This window comes from Streptomyces sp. NPDC096136 (genome assembly GCF_044763325.1).
Classification (GTDB): Bacteria; Actinomycetota; Actinomycetes; order Streptomycetales; family Streptomycetaceae; genus Streptomyces.
Map to the genome: position 1 here is coordinate 121,218 of NZ_JBIWFZ010000005.1, position 20,359 is coordinate 141,576.

Consider the following 20,359-nt stretch of genomic DNA (forward strand, 5'->3'; position numbering starts at 1 on the left):
GGCCTCCTCGTCGGACGGTAGAGGGGCAGTGGACGCACGCCGAGGGGGCATGTCGTGAAAGCGGTCATGAGCAACAGCACCATCAGCACCATCACGGGGACGCAGACGGGAACGGGGACGCAGACGGGGACGTCCGCGGGGACGGGGGGCGGACGGCCGGATCCGGCCGTGGAGGCGGCCGACGACCTGTGCGCCGTCGTCCTCTCCTCCCTGCGCCGCAAGGACCAGCGGGAGAAGGGCCGCCGCTACGTCCAGGGGCTGCTCGCCCTCCCCGGCCGCAAGTCGATGCGCGGGATCGCGGGCCGGATCGGCGGCGGGGCCGCCGAGCAGAGCATGCACCACTTCATCTCCAGCTCCACCTGGGAGTGGCAGCCGATCCGCGCCTCCCTGTCCCGGTTCCTGGAGGCGGCCAGTCCGCTGACGGCGTGGGTGGCGCAGCCGATGGCCATCCCGAAGGGCGGGGAGCACTCGGTGGGCGTGGCGCACCGCTTCGACCCGCACCAGGGGCAGATGTTCCGGGGGCAGCAGGCGTTCGGGACCTGGTTCGCCTCGGCCGCGCTGGCCACGCCGGTGGGCTGGGAGATGTTCCTGCCGGAGGCGGAGGAGGCCGCGGCGGGGCCGGCGGGGGAGCACGCGGCGCGGGCCGCGTACGAGGAGGCCGCCGCGGCCTCCGTGATCTCGGCGGTGCGGCGCAGCGGCAGCCCGGTGCGGCCGGTGGTGCTGGACATCCGGCAGATCGGGACGCGCTCCACGATGAACCGCTTCGCCGAGGCGGGACTGCCCGTCATCGCCCGGATCGGCCCCTCCACCCCGCTGCTCGTCACCGATCCGGCGCTGCCCGGGCACGGCGCGGGGGCGCGCTGCGCGCGGGACGTCCTGCAGTCGGTGAAGGGGCTGTGCACGCCGGTGGAGTGGACCGACCCGGACCCGCGGGCCGGGGGCGGCCGGCACCGCAGCACCCTCGCGGTCGCGGTGCGGGTGATGATGCCCGACCCCTCGCCGGCCCGCCGCCGCCACCTGCTGCTGGTCGGCGAGTGGGCGGATCCGCGCCGCGCCCCGTCGGAGCTGTGGGTGACCGACCTGGTGCGGCTGCCCGTGGGCCCGCTGCTGCGGCTGACGAAGCAGGGCCGGCGGGTGGCCTTCGCCGCCGGGCACAGCGGGCAGGAGGCGGGGCTGCGGGACTTCGCGGGGCGCGCGCTGCCGGGCTGGCACCGGCACGTGACGCTGGCCTCGGTGGCGCACGCCGCCCGCGCGCTGACGGGGACGGAGGGCTACGGGGTCTCGTACGGGACCGCGTAGGGGGAGGCCGCCGACCGGTCGGCGGCGGCGCGGCGGTCGTGGAGGACCGTGCGGGTCCTGCGCAGCCGCAGCGCCATCTGGATCTCCAGGGCCCGGCCGGGCTTCTGCCAGTCGGGGCCGAGCAGTTCGGCGATCCGCTCCAGGCGGCGGGAGACCGTGTTGGGGTGGACGTGCAGGGCCTCGGCGGCGTGGGTCGGGCTGGCGCCGGAGGCGAAGTAGGCCTCCAGGGTGCGGGTGAGCTCGGTCGGCCGGCCCGTGTCGTACTCCAGGACGGGGCCGATGGTGCCGGCGATGTACGACTCCACGTCGTGGTCGGCGGACAGCAGCAGGCCGAGGAAGCCCAGTTCGCGCAGGGAGGCGGTGCCGCCGGCCCCGTCGAGGGCGGTCAGCGCGTCGAGGCAGCGCACCGCCTCGGCGTAGACGCGGGCCACTTCGCCGGGGCCGCCGGAGGGCCCCGCCGCCCCGGTGGACACCGCGTGGCCGAGCAGCGGCGACAGCTCGCCCGAGGCCCGGTGGGCGGCGGCGGAGGCGTCGGTACCGGGCAGCACGAGGACGATGCAGCCCCGTCGGACGCCCTTGAGGCCGCCCATCCGGTACGCGTACGAGCTGGCCCAGGCCACGGCCTTGCCGAGCTCGCCGCCCTCGGGCCGGGCGACGACCACCACGTGCGGGCGGTCGAGGTCGATGCCGAGCCGGCGGGTGCGTTCGAGCAGGTGCAGGTCGACGGAGTGGGGCCGGTCGAGGAGGTCGGCGAGGAGTTCGTCGTGGACGGGTCCCTCGGCGGCGGCGGTTCCCCGCTGGATCAGCATCAGGCAGGCCACGGACTGGGCGGCGAGCTGGAGCAGCCGTACGTCCTCGTCGGCGAGCGGGTCGGAGGCGCTGAGCAGGAGCACCCCGAGGTCCTCCGCGCCGGCCAGGACGGGGGCCAGCCACAGGTCGCCGGGCAGCCGGACGGGACGCCGGTCGGTGAGCGCCTGGAGGGCCGCCTTGGTGACGGCCTCCTCGTCCAGGCCGGGCAGTTCGCCGGTGGCGGTGAGCGGGCGCCCGCCCGGGTCCCGGACCTGGAGCACGCCGTCCAGCGCGTCGGCGGTGGCCCGGGCGAGGGTGGGCAGCCCGGCGCCGTCCAGGACCAGGCCGGCGAGGCGGGCGTGGCACTCCCACAGGTAGCGGACGCGCGTGAGGGCGGTGTTGGTGCGGGAGCCGAAGGCCTCCAGCTCGGTCACCTGGTCGCGGGTCTGCTCCAGCAGCCGGGCCTTCTCGATGGCCACGGCGGCCAGGTCGGCGAGGGAGAGCATGATGCCGATCTCGTCCGGGGTGAACTGCCGTACGGCGCGGTCGGAGCCGTAGAGGGCGCCGAGCGTGGAGTCCCCGCGGCGCAGCGGGACGGCGATGATCGCGTGGAGTCCCTCCGCCTCGACGACGGCGTCGATGCCGGGGGCGTGGGCGATGGCGGGGTCGGCGAGGTAGTCGGGGGTCCACACCGGGGAGCGGCGGGCCTGCGCGATGCTGCCGAGCCCGCGGCCGGTGCCGAGTTCGAGGCCGACGTTGAAGGCGGTGGTCTCGCCCTCGGAGGTGCGGACGTACGCCGATCCGTCGGGGCGGCTCAGGGAGAGCCAGGCCATGTCGAAGCCGAGGAGGCGCCGGGCGCGGCGGGTGATCAGGCGCAGCAGGCCGTCGATGTCGTAGGGGGAGGTGAGGTCGTGGGCGGTGTCGACGAGCGCGGTGAGGGCGGCTTCGCGCTGGCGGCTGCGGCTCGCGCGGGCCTGGACCGAGCGGGCCAGTTCCAGGGCCCGGGTGAGCCCGTCGAGGGCGGCGTCGTCGGCGCCGGCGGCGCGCGCCTCGGTGAGCAGTGCCTGGAAGCGGCCCGGCGGGGCGTCCTCCGCGAGCAGTTCCAGCACGGCCCGTGCGCCCGCGTCGTCCCCGCGCATCCTGGCGACCCCCTCCGACCAGCCGTTTTCCCCGCGTCCCGTCCCGAACCTAGGTTCCGGGCGGCGAAGGGTCAAGCAAGGGCCCGAGGGGTGGGCGGTCAGCGGCGTGCGGCGCCCGCCAGGGTCGTTCCGGGCGCGGGGAGGGCGGCGCGCAGGGACGTGACGCGGGCCTCGGCCCGGCGCAGCGCCGCCGGGTAGGCCCCGTCGGGGCCCTGGCCGCCCGCGCCGCGCAGGCCGGCGAGTTCCAGGAGCAGTCCGCGGTGGTGTCCGAGGGCGAGTTCGGCCTCGACCCACTGGCCGAGGACGGAGAGCCGGTCGGCGTCGAGGGCGGCGGTGCGGCGCCGGAGCCAGGTCCCGGCGTCGATGCCGTCCAGGGCGGGTCCGGTCCACAGGCCGAGGGCCCGGCGCAGCCGTAACGCGGCCTGCTCGAAGTCGCCGCGTCCCATGGCCCGGTAGCCGGCGCCCGCCTCGCGTTCGAACGTGCGGACGTCGCAGCGGCCGCCTCCGGTGTCGAGCAGGTAGCCGCCGGGGCGGGCGCGGAGAACGGTCTCCGGGGTACGGACCGAACCGGCCCCGAGCGCCTCCGCCAACCGCTCGCGCAGCCGCCGCACGGCGGTGTCCAGGGCTGCCCGGGAGTGTTCGGGCGGGGTGTGGCGGGTGAGCTCGTCGGCGAGCACGGAGACCGGGACGAGTCGGTCGGGACAGGCCGCGAGGACCGCCAGGACGTGCCGGGACTCCGGTGTGGGGGCGGTGATGGGCACACCGTTCTCGGTGACCCGTGGTGCGCCGAGTACCTCAATGTCCACAGTGTTCTCCCTGGGCAGGCGAGCAAAAAAATAATACCCGGAAGGATCTTTTTGGGAAGAGGGAGAGGGGTGGGGCGAGACGAGGCGGGGCGGGCGCGGCGCGTCAGGCGTCCGGAGCCTCGTCCTCCCCGTACCCGCCGGCGGCCGGGACCACGCCGCCGGCGCAGCCGACCCGGCAGGGGTGCAGGCCCTGCGGCCCGTACAGCGCCCGCGCCCCGCGCCCCGGGGCGGTGTCCAGGCGGATCGCCACCGCCGGGACCACCACGTTCGGCATCACGTGCGTGTAGAGCTCCGCGACCTGCGCGTCCAGGTCGAGGCCGAGGGTGTGGGACATGGTGTTCAACCCCGCGTACGCGCCGACGATCAGCCGGGACGGGACGACCGGGTCCACTCCCGGCAGCAGCTCCCCGCGCCGCTCGGCCTCGGACAGCACGTCGGCGCACAGGTCGATCCAGGTCTGGTACGGCGTCACCCGGTCCAGTTCGTGGCCCGTCTGGTCCAGGGTCAGCCGGGCGCTCGCCCGGATCAGCACCTCGTGGCGCATCTGGTGCGAGAAGACCATGCCGATGTCGATGAACTCCTGCGCCTTGTACTGCTGCGGCAGGGCCTGAGGCCGGGCTTCGTTCTGGGCGTCGATGACGGCCTGGGCCAGGCCCTCCTTCGACTCGAAGTGGAAGTAGAGCGCACCCTTGGTGACCTTCGCGATGTTGACGATGTCCGAGAGCTTGGCCGCGTCGTAGCCGTTCCCCTCGAAGACCACGGCCGCCGCCTCCAGGATGGCGCGGCGGGTGCGCACCGCCCGGTCCTGCTTCACCTGGGGTCGCTCTGTCCTCATATGTGGCGTCGCCTCTCCTGGCCCGCCGGCTTCACATTCCCACGGGTACGTTTTCTCTCGGTAGATTCCACACCATCGCGCGGGCGCACGTCCACCGGCGTAGGCCGCCTCACCCGAACCCGGTACGAAGGCATACGAAAGGCACATGGAAAAGGGGCCCGCCTGCCCGTTTCCGGACCGGCGGACCCCTTTTCGGAACCCGTGGCGCTGGGAGCAGCCGGGGGCTACTTCAGCTTGGTGCCCGTGGAGCGCAGGTCGCCACAGGCCTGGAGGACGCGCTTGGCCATGCTCGCCTCGGCCAGCTTGCCCCAGGTGCGCGGGTCGTAGGTGGACTTCTTGCCGACCTCGCCGTCGACCTTCAGGACGCCGTCGTAGTTGCGGAACATGTGGTCCGCGACCGGGCGGGTGAAGGCGTACTGGGTGTCGGTGTCGAGGTTCATCTTCACGACGCCGTTCTCCAGCGCGGTCGCGATCTCCTGCTCGGTGGAGCCGGAGCCGCCGTGGAAGACGAAGTCGAACGGGCTGCTCTTGCCGTACTTCTCGCCGACGCCCTGCTGGAGGTCCTTGAGCAGCTCGGGGCGCAGGACGACGTTGCCCGGCTTGTAGACGCCGTGCACGTTGCCGAAGGAGGCGGCCAGCAGGTAGCGGCCCTTCTCGCCCAGGCCCAGGGCCTCGGCGGTGCGGATGGCGTCCTCGACGGTGGTGTACAGCTCGTCGTTGATCTCGTGGCTGACGCCGTCCTCCTCGCCGCCGGTCGGGGTGATCTCGACCTCAAGGATGATCTTCGCGGCGGCGGCCTTGGCGAGCAGCTCCTGGCCGATGGCCAGGTTGTCGGCCAGGGTCTCGGCGGAGCCGTCCCACATGTGCGACTGGAAGAGCGGGTTCAGGCCCTTGGCCACGCGCTCGGCGGAGATGTCGAGCAGCGGGCGGACGTAGCCGTCCAGCTTGTCCTTGGGGCAGTGGTCGGTGTGCAGCGCGACCGTGATGTCGTACTTGGCGGCGACGACGTGCGCGAACTCGGCCAGGGCGACGGCGCCGGTGACCATGTCCTTGTTGTACTGGCCGCCCAGGAATTCGGCGCCACCGGTGGAGATCTGGATGATGCCGTCGCTCTCGGCCTCCGCGAAGCCGCGCAGCGCAGCGTGCAGGGTCTGGGTCGAGGTCACGTTGATCGCCGGGTAGGCGAACTTGCCTGCCTTCGCCCGGTCGAGCATCTCGTTGTAGACCTCGGGGGTTGCGATGGGCATCTGTCCGCTCCTTGGATGTGCGGGGAGTGTGCTTATTGCGGGCCCTGACCTGGGGGCGACGTCAGACGTCGCGCCTATCTTTCCAGACTCGGCGCGACACTCCACCCCGCGTGACCGGCCTGATACACCGAGAAGGGCGGGGTGTTTCACGTGAAACACCCCGCCCTTCAGGAAAGACGCAGGTCAGGAGCGGAACGAGGGCTTCCGAAAACCTTCGTCACCCGTCGGGGCGACCCCGTTCCAAGGCCCCGGCGACACCTCTTCCCGCCCACGATCCGAGACGGACGGGTCCGCGGCAGGATCCGGGGCGGACGGGATCCGGGGCGCGCGGGTCAGGCCAGGCCCAGGTCGCCGAGCTGGTAGCCGGTGAGGTAGGGCAGGCCCGCGCCGGCGATGGCGTCGGCCGCGCCGCGGTCCACGATGGTGGCGACGGCGACGACCTCGCCGCCGGCCTCCCGGACCGCCTCGACGGCGGTCAGCGGGGAGCCGCCCGTGGTGGAGGTGTCCTCGACGACCAGGCAGCGCTTGCCCTTGACGTCGGTGCCCTCGATCCGGCGCTGCATGCCGTGCGCCTTCTGCGCCTTGCGCACGACGAAGGCGTCCAGGCGCTGCCCGCGCGCGGCGGAGGCGTGCAGCATCGAGGTCGCCACCGGGTCGGCGCCCAGGGTCAGGCCGCCGACGCAGTCGAAGTCGAGGTCGGCGGTCAGGTCGAGCATGACCTGGCCGACGAGCGGGGCGGCCTCGCCGTCGAGGGTGATGCGGCGGAGGTCGATGTAGTAGTCGGCCTCCTTGCCGGAGGAGAGGGTCACCTTGCCGTGCACGACGGCCTTGTCCTTGATCTGCTGCAGAAGCGCATCACGTACGTCACTCATGGCGTCGAGCTTAGTTGGGCGCTAGCCGAGCCGGCGCCAGGTCCAGGTCGTGGAGACCTCCAGCGGGTCCACCGGCGTGACCAGGCGCGGAAGGGTGTTCAGGCCGTTCGGCGGGCCGGACTGCGGCTCCACGCAGACGGCCTCGGGCTGCTCGTCGTACACGACCACCCATTCGGCCGGGCTCGCGACCTTCAGCTCCAGCTCGCCGGGCCAGGTCAGGGTGACGTCGACCCCGTAGGGCGTCCCGAAGCAGTCGTCCCAGGGGCCGGGGACGGGTTCGATCCGGCGGCCGGTCGGCAGGTGGTCCTCGCCGCGCTCCTCCTGCCAGGCCGGAGCGAAGGCGATCTGCGCCGCGGCCCCGCCGGGGGTCAGCGTGCGGTTGAACCAGGGGTGCCAGCCCGCCTGGGCCGGGAAGGAGTCCTGGTACGTCTCCACGCCCAGGGTGATCGTCAGGGAGTCCGCGCCCAGCTCGAAGGTCTGCGTGACCCGGCCGGCGCGCGGCCACGGGTCGGCGAGGTCGAAGTAGAAGGCCGCCCCGGTCCCGGTCACGGACGCGGTCCGCCAGGCCAGGTCGCGGCCGAGGCCGTGGATGGCGTGCGGGGGGTGGTTGACGGGCAGCTGGTGGACGGTGCCGCCGTCGCGGAACCGCCCCTCGGCGGTGCGGCCGCACCAGGGGACCATCGGGAAGGACCCGTAGCGCGGGCCCTGGCGCAGCAGCTCCGTGCCGTCGACGCGCAGGCTGCCGATCCGGCAGCCGTTCTCCTGGTCGATGGTGATGTCGGCGCCGCCGGCGCTCAGTTGCGTACTCATACGGCCGACCCTACGGCGATCGGGGTCGGCGGCCGCTCAACTCCGGCTCGCCGGTTCAGCGGCGACGGCGCAGCGCCCTGCCGACGACCACCGCCGAGGCCAGCGCCAGCGCGGCCGCCGGGGCGATCCAGCGCATGGCGGGGCCGCCCCCGCCCGCCGAGGGGGCCGGGACCGGGGCGTAGCGGCCGCGCGGCGGTGCGTGGTCGACCTCCTCGGCGCTGCGGCCGATCATCGTGCGGCGGGCGTGGGCGGCCTCGGCCGGGGGGTTCGGGGGCGCGGTGGGGTCGGCGGGGGCCGCGGCGTCCCCGGCCCCGGCGGCCTGCGGGAGCCCGCCGAGCTCGGGGAGCCCGGAGAAGTCGGGGAGGTCGGGGAGGTCGGAGAAGTCGTCGTCCGGGAAGGAGCCGGGCGGCGGCACCTCGGTGTCGAACACGGACGCCGCGGCGGTCCCGGGCCCGCCGGTCTCCGCGTCCTGCCCCGGCGCCCCCGGCCCGGCCTCCTCGGCCAGGTCGGCGCAGAACCGGTCGAGCAGCCGCCGGACGGCCGTGGCCAGGGACCCGGGGTCGAAGGCGGCGGCCCGCCCGTCGACGGTGGCCCGCCCGGTGAACTCCAGCCGTGTCCCGCCCTCGTGCGGGATGAGCCGCAGCGCTGCCGAGAGCCTGACGGTGCCGTCGCCGCGCACCTCGGAGCCCTCGCACTGCGCGGTGAAGTGCTCCGGGTCCCGCTCGGCCAGCTCCAGCGTCCCGCGGTAGGTGACGGTGCTGGAGCCGACCCGCAGCCTGAGCCGCCCGGCGAGCGGCCCGGGGGCGGCGCCGCCCCCGGCGTCCTGCTGGAGCCCGGGCACGCAGCGGGCCACCCGGACGGGGTCGCGCAGGACGGTGCGCAGATCGTCTGCCGGTACCGGGACGAACACCTGATGCTCCATGCGGTCGAGCCTACCGACGAGAGCCGCCCGTGCACACGGACGCGGCGTCCCCGCCGCTCAGGAGTAGCGCGGGTGCGGAAGCGTGGAGGGGGGCAGTCCGGACAGCCGGGTGCGGGCGGCGTCCCGGGCCGCCTCCTGGAGGCCCCGGGTGGACACCGCGCGCAGGGCGGGCGTGTCGCGGTCCACCCTCAGCTCGGGGGCCCGGTCGCGGGCGGCCAGGACGAAGCCCCAGTCCTGCGGCGGGGCGTCGGCGGTGCCCAGGGTGCGGTCGGGCCCGGCGGCGAAACCCGAGAGGCGGCCGCCCGTGCTGTAGGGGGTGGTGCGCAGGCCGGCGGCGCGCAGGGTGGACTCGACGGTCCAGTACGTACGGGGCCGCGTGGTCAGCGGTCCCGCGTGCACGGCGATGCGCCCGCCGGGGGTGAGGGCCCGCGCGGCCAGCCCGTAGAACTCCTCGGAGTAGAGCTTGGTGCTGGGGGTGATGCCCGGGTCGGGGAGGTCGGAGACGATCACGTCGAACCGGTCGCGGGCGGCGGGTCCGCGCAGCCAGCGGAAGGCGTCCTGGGAGACGACGGCCAGGCGCGGGTCCTCGTAGGCGCGGCCGTTGAGGGCGGAGAGCATCGGGTCGGTGCGGGCGAGCCGGACCACCCCGGGGTCGAGGTCGACGACGGTGACGGCGGCGACGTCCGGGTAGCGCAGCACCTCGCGGGCGGCGAGCCCGTCGCCGCCGCCGAGGACCAGGACGCGGGCGTGCGGGCCGGTCATCGCGGGGTGGACCAGGGCCTCGTGGTAGCGGTACTCGTCGTAGCCGCTGACCCGCAGCCGCCCGTCGAGGTAGAGGTCGAGGGAGCGCGGGGAGCCGCTGGAGGGGCCGGTCAGCACCAGCTCCTGCACCCCGGTCTGCACGGCGACCCGCACCTCCTCGCCGTAGACGGCGGTGCGCGCCACGCGCTCGAAGTCGTCGGCGAGCAGGGTCGCGCAGGCGAGCCCGGCGAGCACGGCGGCGTTGACCGCGAGGAGCAGCAGGCGGCAGCGGCGGCTGAGGTCGCGGCGGAAGAGCCACAGGACGAGTCCGCCGCCGACGACGGCGTTGACGGTGCCGGTGAGCATGGCGCCGGTGAGCTGGCCGAGGACGGGCAGCAGCAGGAAGGGGAAGGCGAGGCCGCCGACCAGGGCGCCCACGTAGTCGGCGGCGAACAGGTCGGCGACGGCCCCGCCGGCGTCCTGTCGGCGGATGCGCTGGATGAGGACCATCAGCAGCGGGATCTCGGCGCCGATGAGCACCCCGATGGCGAAGGAGAACGCGACGAGCGCGGGCCGGGACTCGCCCAGCCAGGCGAAGCTCGCGTAGAGGGCCATCGCGGAGAAGCCGCCGAGCAGTGCGAGCCCGGCCTCGATGACGGCGAAACCGAAGGCGGGCCGGGTGCGGAGCCGTTTCGCGAGGAGGGAGCCGACGCCCATGGCGAAGACCATCACCGACAGCACGACGGACGCCTGGGTGACGGAGTCGCCGATGAGGTAGGAGCCGAGGGCGAGCAGCTCCAGTTCGTACACGAGCCCGCAGGCGGCGCAGACGAACACCGTGGCCAGGACGAGGAGTCGGCCGGTCCGGGGCTGTACGGGCAGGGCGGCCGGGACGGTCTGCACGCCCCGCGGCTCCGCCGCCGGGAGCACCCCGCGGGGGGCGGAACGGTCGATCATGCAGCGAACCGTACGTCACCGCCCACTGGCACCCTGTCACCCACATGGGTGTAAGTACCGCAACTGTCCCGCCAGTTGGCGTAATCCGTACGCAACCTGGCGTAGGGGACGGGGCCTAGACGGGGGCCCCCATCCGGACCCCGACCCGGGTGCGGGTGGCCACCAGCTGGCCCTCCTGCGGGTAGGCGTGCCAGGTCCGCCAGCGCACCTGCCCCTCGTGCCGCTGCGCGAGCATGGCGGTGAAGGCGTGCGGGTCGCCCGGAAAGGTCCCCGCCAGTCCGTTCGGGTGGTCCGCGACCAGGGCGAGCAGCTCCTGCGCCCGCCCCGCGAAGGAGCCCCGCGAGAGGGTCTCGACCCGCGCGGCGAACTCGTACTCCCAGTCCCCCACCCGCTTCGCCACGCCCAGCGGCAGCGGCGTGCGGCTGCCGGGCATGCAGGCGACCGTCTCCGAGCAGTGCACCTCGCCCTCCTCCAGGAGCACCTGATGGGAGGCGCCGAGCAGGCGCAACTCCACCTTCGCGTCCGCGAGCTGGAGGTTCAGTACGGCCAGGGCGGGCAGCCGGTCCCGTCCCAGCGCCCAGGCGAGATCGGCGGCACGCGTGTCGGTGTAAGTGGTCTGGAGGGTCGTGAGCATGAGTCGGCTCCGCAAACGCGCGAGGGAGAGGAGCCGGGCCCGCCAGCGGTATGCAACGGGTGGGGGGACACCGGCACGGGTCCACAGGAAGTCCAGGGAGGTCCTCCGAGGACTGGTCTACTCAACCGAGGGAATCATGAAAGGCACGGCACTCACAGCGTTTTTACCCAACTTGACGGGGTTTACATCCCCTGGGGGGCTACCCGGTTCACGTGTTCAAGAACGGCCCCTCCCCGGGCCCTCGTACGCACCCGAACAAGAAGACGCCCGAGGGAAGTTGTCCCCACCGGGCGCCCCGTCCACGCGGCCGCGGCCGCCCCGGTCCAGTGTCAGCTGCCCCCGCACCCTCCGCCACCGCAGGACGAGCCGCAGGAGGACGACGAACCGCAGGAGGACGAGGATCCGCAGGAGGACGAGGATCCGCAGGAGGAGGAAGAGCCCCCGCCGCCCGCCCACCAGCTGCCGCCGGAGCTCCCTCCGCTGCCGGATCCTCCCCCGCCGGAGACCTTCTTCACGACCCAGACGACCGCTCCCGCGACCGCCGCGACGACCAGCACGACGACGACCATGTCCTCGCCCCCTTCTGACGCCCCGGTCCCCCGGGGTGCGGGATCCCCGCGTCCCGCGTGCAGGGGGGATGCCCCCCGGCCAGATGCGCCAAAGCACACTTGAGCAACTCCAGAGGTTCCCCGCAGGATGGCGCCCATGAGCGCACCCGTGGGCGGCGACCGCCCCTTCCTGAACCGCCGCCTGGCCTCCTTCGGCACCACGATCTTCGCGGAGATGTCGGCCCTGGCCGCCCGCACCGGATCGATCAACCTGGGGCAGGGCTTCCCCGACACCGACGGCCCCGCCGAGATCGCCGAGGCGGCCGTCCGGGCGATCCGCGACGGCCGGGGCAACCAGTACCCGCCGGGCCCGGGCGTCCCCGAGCTCCGCCAGGCCGTCGCCGCCCACCAGCAGCGCTTCTACGGCCTGTCCTACGACCCCGACACCGAGGTGCTGGTCACCGCGGGCGCCACCGAGGCCATCGCCGCCGCCCTCCTCGCCCTCCTCGAACCGGGCGACGAGGTCATCGCCCTGGAGCCGTTCTACGACTCCTACGCCGCCTGCATCGCCATGGCCGGCGCCGTCCGCGTCCCGCTCACCCTGCGCGCCCCGCACTTCCGCCCCGACCTCGACGCCCTGCGCGACGCGGTCACCCCGCGCACCCGCCTGCTGCTGCTCAACACCCCGCACAACCCGACGGGCACCGTCCTCACCCGCGAGGAGCTCGCCGCCGTCGCCGAACTGGCCGTCGAGCGCGACCTGCTCGTCGTCACCGACGAGGTCTACGAGCACCTGGTCTTCGAGGGCGGCCACACCCCGCTCGCCTCCCTGCCCGGGATGCGCGAGCGCACCGTCACCATCTCCTCCGCCGGCAAGACCTTCTCCTTCACCGGCTGGAAGGTCGGCTGGATCACCGCCCCGCCCGCGCTGGTCTCGGCCGTCCGCTCGGCGAAGCAGTTCCTCACCTACGTCTCCTCCGGCCCCTTCCAGTACGCCGTCGCCGAGGCCCTCTCCCTGCCCGACACCTACTACGACGCCTTCCGCGCCGACCTCGCCGCCAAGCGCGACCTGCTCGCCGAGGGGCTCGACGCCGCCGGGTTCCGGGTCTTCCGCCCCCAGGGCACCTACTTCATCACCACCGACGTCTCGCCCCTGGGCGAGAAGGACGGCCTGGCCTTCTGCCGCGCCCTGCCCGAGCGCTGCGGGGTCGTCGCCATCCCGAACCAGGTCTTCTACGACGACCGCGAGGCCGGCGCCACCCAGGTGCGCTGGGCCTTCTGCAAGAAGACGGAGGTCCTCCGCGAAGCCGTGGACCGGCTTAGGGCACTCTAGGGCTCGATATGGACGTGACGACGAGACAGACCCCGCCCGCCCCCGCGCGGGCCCCGCGGGCCCCACGAAGACAGGAGACGGTCTGGTCGGCCGGGCTCGCGCTCGCGGTGTTCGCCGCCGTCCGCGGGGCCGGGGCGCTGGTGATCGCCGTCGGGGCCTGGTGGGCCGGGCGGAACCCGGTGCGGGTCCTCGGCGGCTCCTGGGACTCCTACTGGTACCTCTCCATCGCCGCCCACGGCTACGGCCGCACCCAGATGTGGCCTGCCTCGGACTCCATCCAGAGCGACTCCGCCTTCTTCCCGCTGTTCCCGCTGCTGGTGCACCTCCTCGGCGGCGGCCCCGTCGCCGGGCTGGTGGTGGCCTGGACGGCGGCGGCCGCCGCCGCCGTCGGGGTGTACCGGGTCGGGGAACGGCTGCTCGGGCCGCGGGCCGCGGTGCTGCTCGTCGCGCTGTGGGCCTCGCTGCCGCACGCGGTGGTGCTGGGCCTCGCCTACACCGAGCCGCTGCTGTGCGCGCTGGCCTCCTGGGCCCTGTACGCGCTGCTGCGGGAGCGCTGGCTGTGGGCGGCCTCCCTGGCGGTGCTCGCCGGGCTGACCCGGCCCACCGGGATCGCCGTGGCCGCCGCCGTGAGCGTGGTGGCCCTGCGGGAGCTGCTGCGGGGCAGCCGCGCGCCCGCGGTGTGGGCGGCCGGACTGCTCGCGCCCGCGGGCTGGGCCGGGTACGTGGCGGCCGTCGGGATACGCCGGCACGAGTGGCTGGGCTACTTCACCGTCCAGCGGCAGTGGGGCTCGCGCTTCGACTTCGGGGCCGGAACGGTCGGCGTCGTGGACAAGGTCCTGACCGGCGGCGACGTCACGATCCCGGTGGCCGTGACGGTGGCCACGCTGGCCGCGGCGGTGCTGCTCGCCGTGCTCCTGCTGCTGGACCGGGCACCGCTGGCGCTGCTCGTCTACACCGCCACCCTGCTGGTGATCACCCTCGGCGGGGCGGGGTTCTTCGAGTCCAAGCCGCGGTTCCTGCTGCCCGCGTTCCCGCTGCTGCTGCCCCTGGCCGCCGCGATGGCGAGAGCCCGGCCCCGCACGGCGGTCGTGGTGACCGCCTGCATGGCCGGGCTCTCGTACGGCTACGGGGCGTACCTCACGCTCATGGCGAAGGTACCCCTCTAGCGGGCCGTGGGGCGGGGACGGCTAGGCGTCGTCCCCGTCCTCGGAGTCGCCCTCTGCGGAGTCGACCTCCTTCTCCAGGCCGAGCTGCTCGATGAGCCACTTGTCGAACTCGATCGACGCACGGACCCAGCTGACCGTGGAGGACACGAAGTGCTCCAGGCTGACGCCGGTGCCGATCAGCATCTGCGCTTCGCCGATCAGCCGGACGGAGCCGTCGTCGTGGGTGTGGCTGTAGACCTTGGGCCACAGGGTGCGGCGGTTCCAGTCGTCGATCGACTCGAGCAGCTGCGGCTTGTCGTCGATCGCGTGCGGACGGTCGTAGAAGGTGCGGACGGAGAAAACCTGCTGCTCGCCCTCACCGCGGAACATGAAGTACGTGCGGAAGTCCTCCCACGGCGCCGCGAGGTCTCCCTCGTCGTCGACTACGTACTTGAGCTCCATCTGCTCCAGGAGCTGCTTCACCAGATCCTGGTCGGGGACGACGGGGCCCGCCGGTCCTGTGGCCTGCGGTTCGGGCTGACCCCCGAAGTTCGGAATCGAGGCCGGGTCGATGCTCACCGTGTACTTCCCTTCGTGCGGATACAGCCATCCTCCACCATCGCGCCCACCCCGTGTCCAGCCCCGCACCCGCGATCCGCTCCGGGCGGACACGGGAGCGCGGCGGTCCTTACGGATGCGGGGCTACAGGGCCCGCCCGACCAGCAGGTCGTCCCCGGCCACGTCGACCCGAACTGTGTCGCCGTCGCGGACCTCGCCGGACAGGATCTCCTTCGCCAGCCGGTCGCCGACCGCCGTCTGGATCAGGCGGCGCAGCGGGCGCGCGCCGTACGCCGGGTCGTTGCCCTTGTCGGCCAGCCAGGCCAGGGCCTCGGGCGTGACGTCCAGGGCCAGGCGGCGGTCGGCGAGGCGCTTGGCCAGGCGGGAGATCTGGAGCTCGGCGATGTGCGCCAGCTCGTCCCGGGTGAGGGCCGAGAAGACGACGAGGTCGTCGAGGCGGTTGAGGAACTCCGGCTTGAAGCTCGCCCGGACCACGTCCAGGACGCGCGCCTTCTTGTCCTCGGCGGAGGTGACCGGGTCGACCAGGAACTGGCTGCCCAGGTTGGAGGTGAGGATCAGGATGGTGTTGCGGAAGTCGACCGTGCGGCCCTGGCCGTCGGTGAGGCGGCCGTCGTCGAGGACCTGGAGCAGGATGTCGAAGACCTCGGGGTGGGCCTTCTCGACCTCGTCCAGCAGCACCACGCTGTACGGGCGGCGGCGGACGGCCTCGGTGAGCTGGCCGCCCTCCTCGTAGCCGACGTAGCCGGGCGGGGCGCCGACGAGGCGGGCCACGCTGTGCTTCTCGGAGTACTCCGACATGTCGATGCGGACCATGGCCCGCTCGTCGTCGAAGAGGAAGTCCGCGAGGGCCTTGGCCAGCTCGGTCTTGCCCACGCCCGTGGGGCCCAGGAAGAGGAACGAGCCGGTCGGCCGGTCCGGGTCGGCGATGCCGGCGCGGGTGCGGCGCACGGCGTCGGCGACGGCCCGCACGGCCTCGGTCTGCCCGATCAGGCGGCGGCCCAGCTCGTCCTCCATGCGCAGGAGCTTCTGGGTCTCCCCCTCCAGGAGGCGGCCGGCCGGGATGCCGGTCCAGGCGCCGACCACGTCCGCGATGTCGTCCGGGCCGACCTCGTCCTTGACCATGGCGTCCTTGGAGGGACCGGCCTGCGCCTCCTCCTCCGTGGCCTCGGCCAGCTCGCGCTCCAGCGCGGGGATCTCCCCGTAGAGCAGCTTGGAGGCGGAGTCGAAGTCCCCGTCGCGCTGGGCACGCTCGGCCTGGCCGCGCAGGTCGTCCAGGCGCTCCTTGAGCTCGCCGACGCGGTTGAGGGACTGCTTCTCCTTCTCCCAGCGTGCGGTGAGGCCGCGCAGCTCCTCCTCCTTGTCGGCGAGGTCCTTGCGCAGCTTCTCCAGGCGCTCGATCGAGGCCGGGTCGGACTCGTTCTTCAGCGCCAGCTCCTCCATGCGCAGGCGGTCGACGGAGCGCTGGAGCTCGTCGATCTCCAGCGGCGAGGAGTCGATCTCCATGCGCAGCCGGGAGGCGGCCTCGTCGACGAGGTCGATGGCCTTGTCGGGGAGGAAGCGGGAGGTGATGTACCGGTCGGAGAGGGTGGCGGCGGCGACGAGGGCGCTGTCGTTGATGACCACCTTGTGGTGGGCCTCGTAGCGGCCCTTGAGGCCGCGCAGGATGGCGATGGTGTCCTCGACGGTGGGCTCCGCGACCAGCACCTGCTGGAAGCGGCGCTCCAGCGCCGGGTCCTTCTCGATGCGCTCGCGGTACTCGTCGAGGGTGGTGGCGCCGACCATCCTCAGCTCGCCGCGGGCCAGCATGGGCTTGAGCATGTTGCCCGCGTCCATGGCGGAGTCCCCGCCGGCGCCGGCGCCGACGACGGTGTGCAGCTCGTCGATGAAGGTGATGATCTGGCCCTCGCTCGACTTGATCTCGGCGAGGACGGTCTTGAGGCGCTCCTCGAACTCGCCGCGGTACTTCGCGCCGGCGACCATGGCGCCGAGGTCGAGGGAGACGAGGCGCTTGTTCTTGAGCGACTCGGGGACGTCGCCCTTGACGATGCGCTGGGCCAGGCCCTCGACGACGGCGGTCTTGCCGACGCCGGGCTCGCCGATGAGCACCGGGTTGTTCTTGGTGCGGCGCGAGAGGACCTGGACGACGCGCCGGATCTCGTGGTCGCGGCCGATGACGGGGTCGAGCTTGCCCTCGCGGGCGGCTGCCGTGAAGTCGGTGCCGAACTTCTCCAGGGCCTTGTACTGGCCCTCGGGGTCGGGGGTGGTCACCCGCCGTCCTCCTCGTGCGTTCTCGAAGGCGGCCAGCAGCTTCTTCGCGGTCGCGCCCTGGGCGGAAAGGACCTCACCGGCCGCGCCGCCCTTGGCGGCGACGGCGATGAGGAGGTGTTCGGTGGAGAGGTAGTCGTCGCCGAGCGCCTTGGCCTCGGAGTCGGCTTCGGCGAGCACGGCGAGCAGGTCGCGGCTGGGCTGCGGCGGCGCGACCGTGGAGCCGGTGACGCTGGGCAGGGCGGCGAGCAGCCGCTCGGCGCCGGAGCGGACGGCGGCCTGGTCGGCCTCGGTCGCGGCGAGCAGGTCGGTGATGTTCTCGTTGTCCTCGCCGGCGAGCAGGGCCAGCAGCAGGTGTGCGGGGGTCAGGTCGGCGTGGCCGTCCTTGACGGCCCTGCTGGTGGCCGCGTTCAGCGCGTCACGGCTCTTGTTGGTCAGCTCGGCGTCCACTCTCGGTTTCTCCTCTCCGGCGGGCTACGACTCTCCAGGTGCAGAACTCTGACTGCTTCAGCGTCTGCAAAGTTGAGTCTATTCCACTCAAGGCCGGATCCGGGCCGGACATATGCTTCGGACCATGCCTGATTCCAAGCCGGTCCACGACGTACTCAACCCGACCCCCGCCTACCTCGCCTTCTGGCGGGAGCGGCACATCTGCACCCTGACCACCCCGCGGCCCGACGGCACCCCGCACGTGGTCCCGGTGGGGGTGACGTACGACCCGGAGGCCGGGCTGGCGCGGGTGATCAGCAACAAGCACAGCAGGAAGGTGCGCAACGTGCTGGCGGCGCCGGACGGCGGCGCGCGGGTGGCGGTGTGCCAGATGGAGGGCCGGCGCTGGGCGACGCTGGAGGGGCGGGCGGTGGTCCGCACGGACGAGGCGTCGGTCGCGGACGCGGTGGAGCGCTACGCCGAGCGGTACGGGCGGACGCCCTCGCCGAACCCGGACCGGGTGGTCCTGGAGATCACCCTGGACCGCGCCATGGGGCGCGCCTGAGGAAAACGGCCGGATTCGAGCGGTCCTCCAGAGATTCTCAGGGGATCCTCAGCCGGATGTCCGGTTCGGGCACTGGACGCGGACAGCACAACGGCGCCATCGTGGTCAGGTCCACGATGGCGCCGTTGTGTGGGGGAAGCACCTGGAGCGATCTGCAACGACGGGGGAATCGCCTCAGGCACTGCGGGGGGTGGCGGTGGTGATATCGGGTTCGAAGAGCTGGTGATCGCGCTGATCGAGGTTGACGAAGACCATGCCGTACCGCACTTCGCAGCGGACGGGCTGCGGTGCGCCCCGGGGGCGGCGCAGGCAGCGGTAGGCACGGACGTCCTCGTCCTCCTCGCGCACGATGACGATCGGCTGGCCGAACAGGGTGACCATCAGCGAGTCGCCGGCGTAGGGGATCGCCGTGGCGAGATCGATGAACTGCCAGCCAGAGCGGTATGCCGAGGCCATCTCGCGCCGAAAGTCGCGGTCGTCGGGGGTCATCAGGCGGCCGTCGCAGGAGTGCTGTTCCAGCCCAGGTCGGCACCGAGGTCGTTGGTCCGCGCGCCGGGGGCGACGTTCCAGCCGAGATCGGTCTTGCCCGCCGGCTCGGCGGTCGCACCGGCAACCGCCGGCACGCCGTCCGCGTCACCGTGAACGGCTGCTGCTGCCCCGAAGACCGCAACGGCGGAGAAAACAACGGCAAGCGCCGAGCGAAGCATTCTCTTATACATGGTCGGCTTCGTCCTCACTTGATGGAATCCTCTCCCCCGCACTGTCAGACGATGGCTCATTCAGGCACGTCAGTGCCACAGGGACGATGCATCATGTTCTTACATGTTCAGGACCCTGGGGGGTGGAGATTTGGCAAGAAGCGAGACAAACCCGACACATCACCACCCCGTCACGGAGTTGTGTGCCGAGGGAGCGCGCGTCTACGCGGCAGCCCTGAGCACCGGGCGCATCGCCCGCGGAGAGGTCAGGAACGCCCCCTGCCTGCTCGAATTCGCCCTCCTGCGACCCGACCCGGACGACGCGAACCAACTGCGCGCGGTTCCCCCCTCCGTCGCACTCGCCCAGCGGCTCCACCCGCTCGAACGGGAGATCCAGGACCGCCGGCGCACCGCCGTGGAACTGACCGACGCGTTCGAGCCGTTCCTCACCATCAGCGCCCAGAGCCCCGCCAACACCCACGCCATCACGGTGCTGGAGGGGTTCGACCAGATCAACGCCGCCCTCGACCTGGCCACCGCCGAGTGCCACACCGAGGCCCTGACCGTCCAGCCCGGCGGCGCACGGCCGTCGTTCATCCTCACCGAGGCACTGGAGCGGGCCAGGCCGCTGATCGACCGCGGCGTGAGCATCCGCACGCTCTACCAGCACACGGTGCGCCACAGCCAGGGCACGCTCGCCTACGTGGACCGGATATCCACGGGCAAGGTGGAGATCCGCACGCTGGAGGAGCTCATAGAGCGTCTCATGATCTTCGACCGCACGGTGGCGTTCATCCCGGCGAGCGATGACCGAAAAGTGGCCCTGGAGTTGCGGCACCCGGGGCTGATCGACTATCTGATCCGGGTCTTCGAGCAGCTGTGGCGCAGGGCCGTGCCGCTGACCGACGAGGTCACCTACACGCACAGCCCCGACGGCATCTCGGGCGTCCAGCGCTCCATCGCCCAGCTCCTCATCGAGGGGCACGTCGACGAGGCGATCGCCCGCCGCCTGGGGATGAACGTCCGCACCTGCCGCGCCCACATCGCGAAGCTGGCCACCGCCCTCGGCAGCGGCAGCCGGGCCCAGCTGGGCTACCTCATCGCCCAGTCCGGCATCCTGCACAGCGAGGGCGACGCGGAGGGCGGCCCGGGCTGCCAGGGGCCCGCTGAGGGGCTCACGGCGCCCCGCTGAGGAACGGGCCGGGGGAATATGCCGAAGGCCCCGTCCCGCCCCCTGGAGGGGCCGGACGGGGCCTTCGTACGCGCTGCGGGCCCGGGCGTCAGTCCATCGGGCGCTTGGGGCGCCAGACGACCAGGGCGCTGCCCGGCTGCGGCGGCTGGTACGGGACCAGGTCGCGCCGGTACGAGGCGTGCACCGCGGCCTCGCGGGCCCGGAGGGCGGCGGCCGCTCCGTCCACCGCCGTGGAGAGCTCGGCGACGCGCTGCTGGAGCGCGGCCACCTGGTTCTCCAGTTCGATGATCCGCTTGATGCCCGCCAGGTTGATGCCCTCGTCCTGGGACAGCTGCTGCACCGTGCGGAGCAGCTCGATGTCCCGGGCCGAGTAGCGCCGGCCGCGCCCGGCCGTGCGGTCCGGGGAGACCAGGCCGAGGCGGTCGTACTGGCGGAGGGTCTGCGGATGCAGTCCCGAGAGCTGGGCGGCCACCGAGATCACGTAGACCGGGGTCTCGTCGGTCAGCTGGTACGCCCCGTCACCGAAGCGGGACTGTCGTCGGCGGCCTTCCATG

The 20,359-nt window shown here is 73.1% G+C and carries 19 protein-coding genes; 5 read left to right on the forward strand and 14 right to left on the reverse strand.

Annotation, left to right across the window (positions count from 1 at the left end; translation table 11 throughout):
- Nucleotides 1–66: 66 nt before the first annotated feature.
- Complete coding sequence (locus tag ACIRBY_RS12430) at nucleotides 67–1,299, forward strand: transposase (protein ID WP_403899876.1); 1,233 nt, start codon at nucleotides 67–69, stop codon at nucleotides 1,297–1,299.
- On the opposite strand, the gene ACIRBY_RS12435 is transcribed toward ACIRBY_RS12430, so the two are convergent.
- From ACIRBY_RS12435 to ACIRBY_RS12475, 9 genes are all read right to left on the reverse strand, one after another.
- Nucleotides 1,272–3,227 carry a helix-turn-helix domain-containing protein gene (locus tag ACIRBY_RS12435; RefSeq protein WP_403899878.1) on the reverse strand — a complete coding sequence of 652 codons (1,956 nt, stop codon included), beginning with the start codon at nucleotides 3,225–3,227 and terminating at the stop codon, nucleotides 1,272–1,274. The two genes, ACIRBY_RS12430 and ACIRBY_RS12435, sit on opposite strands and share 28 nt — an antisense overlap.
- Nucleotides 3,228–3,325: 98 nt before the next feature.
- Nucleotides 3,326–4,033, reverse strand: coding sequence for a BTAD domain-containing putative transcriptional regulator (locus ACIRBY_RS12440; RefSeq protein ID WP_403899880.1), 708 nt, complete (start codon nucleotides 4,031–4,033; stop codon nucleotides 3,326–3,328).
- Nucleotides 4,034–4,136: 103 nt separating this feature from the next.
- The gene (locus tag ACIRBY_RS12445) at nucleotides 4,137–4,868 is read right to left on the reverse strand and encodes a ScbR family autoregulator-binding transcription factor (protein WP_403899882.1); all 732 of its coding nucleotides are present in this window, start codon (nucleotides 4,866–4,868) and stop codon (nucleotides 4,137–4,139) included.
- 224 nt (nucleotides 4,869–5,092) lie between these two features.
- Complete coding sequence (gene fbaA / locus ACIRBY_RS12450) at nucleotides 5,093–6,115, reverse strand: class II fructose-bisphosphate aldolase (RefSeq protein ID WP_403899884.1); 1,023 nt, start codon at nucleotides 6,113–6,115, stop codon at nucleotides 5,093–5,095.
- A gap of 332 nt (nucleotides 6,116–6,447) precedes the next feature.
- Nucleotides 6,448–6,987: an orotate phosphoribosyltransferase gene (pyrE, locus tag ACIRBY_RS12455; RefSeq protein ID WP_403899886.1), complete on the reverse strand. Its 540-nt coding sequence runs from the start codon at nucleotides 6,985–6,987 to the stop codon at nucleotides 6,448–6,450.
- A gap of 21 nt (nucleotides 6,988–7,008) precedes the next feature.
- Nucleotides 7,009–7,797 (reverse strand): aldose 1-epimerase, encoded by a 789-nt coding sequence (locus tag ACIRBY_RS12460; RefSeq protein ID WP_403899888.1) that lies wholly within the window; start codon nucleotides 7,795–7,797, stop codon nucleotides 7,009–7,011.
- A gap of 55 nt (nucleotides 7,798–7,852) precedes the next feature.
- The gene (locus ACIRBY_RS12465; RefSeq protein ID WP_403899890.1) at nucleotides 7,853–8,719 is read right to left on the reverse strand and encodes an SRPBCC family protein; all 867 of its coding nucleotides are present in this window, start codon (nucleotides 8,717–8,719) and stop codon (nucleotides 7,853–7,855) included.
- 57 nt (nucleotides 8,720–8,776) lie between these two features.
- Nucleotides 8,777–10,417 (reverse strand): polyamine aminopropyltransferase, encoded by a 1,641-nt coding sequence (locus tag ACIRBY_RS12470; protein WP_403899892.1) that lies wholly within the window; start codon nucleotides 10,415–10,417, stop codon nucleotides 8,777–8,779.
- Between the two features lie 115 nt (nucleotides 10,418–10,532).
- Nucleotides 10,533–11,051, reverse strand: a complete 519-nt coding sequence (locus tag ACIRBY_RS12475; RefSeq protein ID WP_042820105.1) for a DUF2617 family protein — start codon at nucleotides 11,049–11,051, stop codon at nucleotides 10,533–10,535.
- A 696-nt stretch (nucleotides 11,052–11,747) separates the two neighbouring features.
- On the opposite strand from ACIRBY_RS12475, the gene ACIRBY_RS12480 reads away from it, so the two are divergent.
- Both ACIRBY_RS12480 and ACIRBY_RS12485 read left to right on the forward strand, forming a co-directional pair.
- Nucleotides 11,748–12,932, forward strand: coding sequence for a pyridoxal phosphate-dependent aminotransferase (locus ACIRBY_RS12480; RefSeq protein WP_403899895.1), 1,185 nt, complete (start codon nucleotides 11,748–11,750; stop codon nucleotides 12,930–12,932).
- Nucleotides 12,933–12,940: 8 nt separating this feature from the next.
- Nucleotides 12,941–14,098 (forward strand): hypothetical protein, encoded by a 1,158-nt coding sequence (locus tag ACIRBY_RS12485; RefSeq protein ID WP_403899897.1) that lies wholly within the window; start codon nucleotides 12,941–12,943, stop codon nucleotides 14,096–14,098.
- A gap of 21 nt (nucleotides 14,099–14,119) precedes the next feature.
- Here the strand turns inward: ACIRBY_RS12485 and ACIRBY_RS12490 are convergent, their stop codons facing one another.
- Complete coding sequence (locus ACIRBY_RS12490; RefSeq protein WP_042820112.1) at nucleotides 14,120–14,656, reverse strand: YbjN domain-containing protein; 537 nt, start codon at nucleotides 14,654–14,656, stop codon at nucleotides 14,120–14,122.
- A 123-nt stretch (nucleotides 14,657–14,779) separates the two neighbouring features.
- Nucleotides 14,780–17,371, reverse strand: coding sequence for an ATP-dependent chaperone ClpB (gene clpB, locus ACIRBY_RS12495; RefSeq protein WP_403899899.1), 2,592 nt, complete (start codon nucleotides 17,369–17,371; stop codon nucleotides 14,780–14,782).
- 124 nt (nucleotides 17,372–17,495) lie between these two features.
- On the opposite strand from clpB, the gene ACIRBY_RS12500 reads away from it, so the two are divergent.
- The gene (locus tag ACIRBY_RS12500) at nucleotides 17,496–17,915 is read left to right on the forward strand and encodes a pyridoxamine 5'-phosphate oxidase family protein (RefSeq protein WP_403899902.1); all 420 of its coding nucleotides are present in this window, start codon (nucleotides 17,496–17,498) and stop codon (nucleotides 17,913–17,915) included.
- A gap of 174 nt (nucleotides 17,916–18,089) precedes the next feature.
- Here the strand turns inward: ACIRBY_RS12500 and ACIRBY_RS12505 are convergent, their stop codons facing one another.
- Together ACIRBY_RS12505 and ACIRBY_RS12510 are read right to left on the reverse strand one after the other, a co-directional pair.
- Complete coding sequence (locus ACIRBY_RS12505) at nucleotides 18,090–18,404, reverse strand: (2Fe-2S)-binding protein (protein ID WP_042820115.1); 315 nt, start codon at nucleotides 18,402–18,404, stop codon at nucleotides 18,090–18,092.
- Nucleotides 18,404–18,652, reverse strand: coding sequence for a hypothetical protein (locus ACIRBY_RS12510; RefSeq protein ID WP_403899904.1), 249 nt, complete (start codon nucleotides 18,650–18,652; stop codon nucleotides 18,404–18,406). The genes ACIRBY_RS12505 and ACIRBY_RS12510 overlap by 1 nt, the downstream gene beginning before the upstream one ends.
- Nucleotides 18,653–18,737: 85 nt before the next feature.
- Here ACIRBY_RS12510 and ACIRBY_RS12515 point away from each other — a divergent pair, with 85 nt between their 5' ends.
- Entirely contained in the window at nucleotides 18,738–19,805 is a 1,068-nt protein-coding gene (locus ACIRBY_RS12515) for a helix-turn-helix transcriptional regulator (RefSeq protein ID WP_403899906.1), read from the forward strand.
- Nucleotides 19,806–19,893: 88 nt separating this feature from the next.
- On the opposite strand, the gene ACIRBY_RS12520 is transcribed toward ACIRBY_RS12515, so the two are convergent.
- Entirely contained in the window at nucleotides 19,894–20,358 is a 465-nt protein-coding gene (locus ACIRBY_RS12520) for a heat shock protein transcriptional repressor HspR (RefSeq protein ID WP_403899908.1), read from the reverse strand.
- Nucleotide 20,359 lies beyond the last annotated feature (1 nt).

Excerpts from the sequence above, each read along its gene's own strand:
- ACIRBY_RS12430 (WP_403899876.1), top strand. The coding sequence starts at position 67 with ATGAGCAACAGCACCATCAGCACCATCACGGGGACGCAGACGGGAACG.
- ACIRBY_RS12435 (WP_403899878.1), bottom strand. The coding sequence starts at position 3,227 with ATGCGCGGGGACGACGCGGGCGCACGGGCCGTGCTGGAACTGCTCGCG.
- ACIRBY_RS12445 (WP_403899882.1), bottom strand. The coding sequence starts at position 4,868 with ATGAGGACAGAGCGACCCCAGGTGAAGCAGGACCGGGCGGTGCGCACC.
- fbaA (WP_403899884.1), bottom strand. The coding sequence starts at position 6,115 with ATGCCCATCGCAACCCCCGAGGTCTACAACGAGATGCTCGACCGGGCG.
- pyrE (WP_403899886.1), bottom strand. The coding sequence starts at position 6,987 with ATGAGTGACGTACGTGATGCGCTTCTGCAGCAGATCAAGGACAAGGCC.
- ACIRBY_RS12460 (WP_403899888.1), bottom strand. The coding sequence starts at position 7,797 with ATGAGTACGCAACTGAGCGCCGGCGGCGCCGACATCACCATCGACCAG.
- ACIRBY_RS12465 (WP_403899890.1), bottom strand. The coding sequence starts at position 8,719 with ATGGAGCATCAGGTGTTCGTCCCGGTACCGGCAGACGATCTGCGCACC.
- ACIRBY_RS12470 (WP_403899892.1), bottom strand. The coding sequence starts at position 10,417 with ATGATCGACCGTTCCGCCCCCCGCGGGGTGCTCCCGGCGGCGGAGCCG.
- ACIRBY_RS12475 (WP_042820105.1), bottom strand. The coding sequence starts at position 11,051 with ATGCTCACGACCCTCCAGACCACTTACACCGACACGCGTGCCGCCGAT.
- ACIRBY_RS12480 (WP_403899895.1), top strand. The coding sequence starts at position 11,748 with ATGGCGCCCATGAGCGCACCCGTGGGCGGCGACCGCCCCTTCCTGAAC.
- ACIRBY_RS12485 (WP_403899897.1), top strand. The coding sequence starts at position 12,941 with ATGGACGTGACGACGAGACAGACCCCGCCCGCCCCCGCGCGGGCCCCG.
- ACIRBY_RS12500 (WP_403899902.1), top strand. The coding sequence starts at position 17,496 with ATGCCTGATTCCAAGCCGGTCCACGACGTACTCAACCCGACCCCCGCC.
- ACIRBY_RS12505 (WP_042820115.1), bottom strand. The coding sequence starts at position 18,404 with ATGACCCCCGACGACCGCGACTTTCGGCGCGAGATGGCCTCGGCATAC.
- ACIRBY_RS12515 (WP_403899906.1), top strand. The coding sequence starts at position 18,738 with ATGTTCAGGACCCTGGGGGGTGGAGATTTGGCAAGAAGCGAGACAAAC.
- ACIRBY_RS12520 (WP_403899908.1), bottom strand. The coding sequence starts at position 20,358 with ATGGAAGGCCGCCGACGACAGTCCCGCTTCGGTGACGGGGCGTACCAG.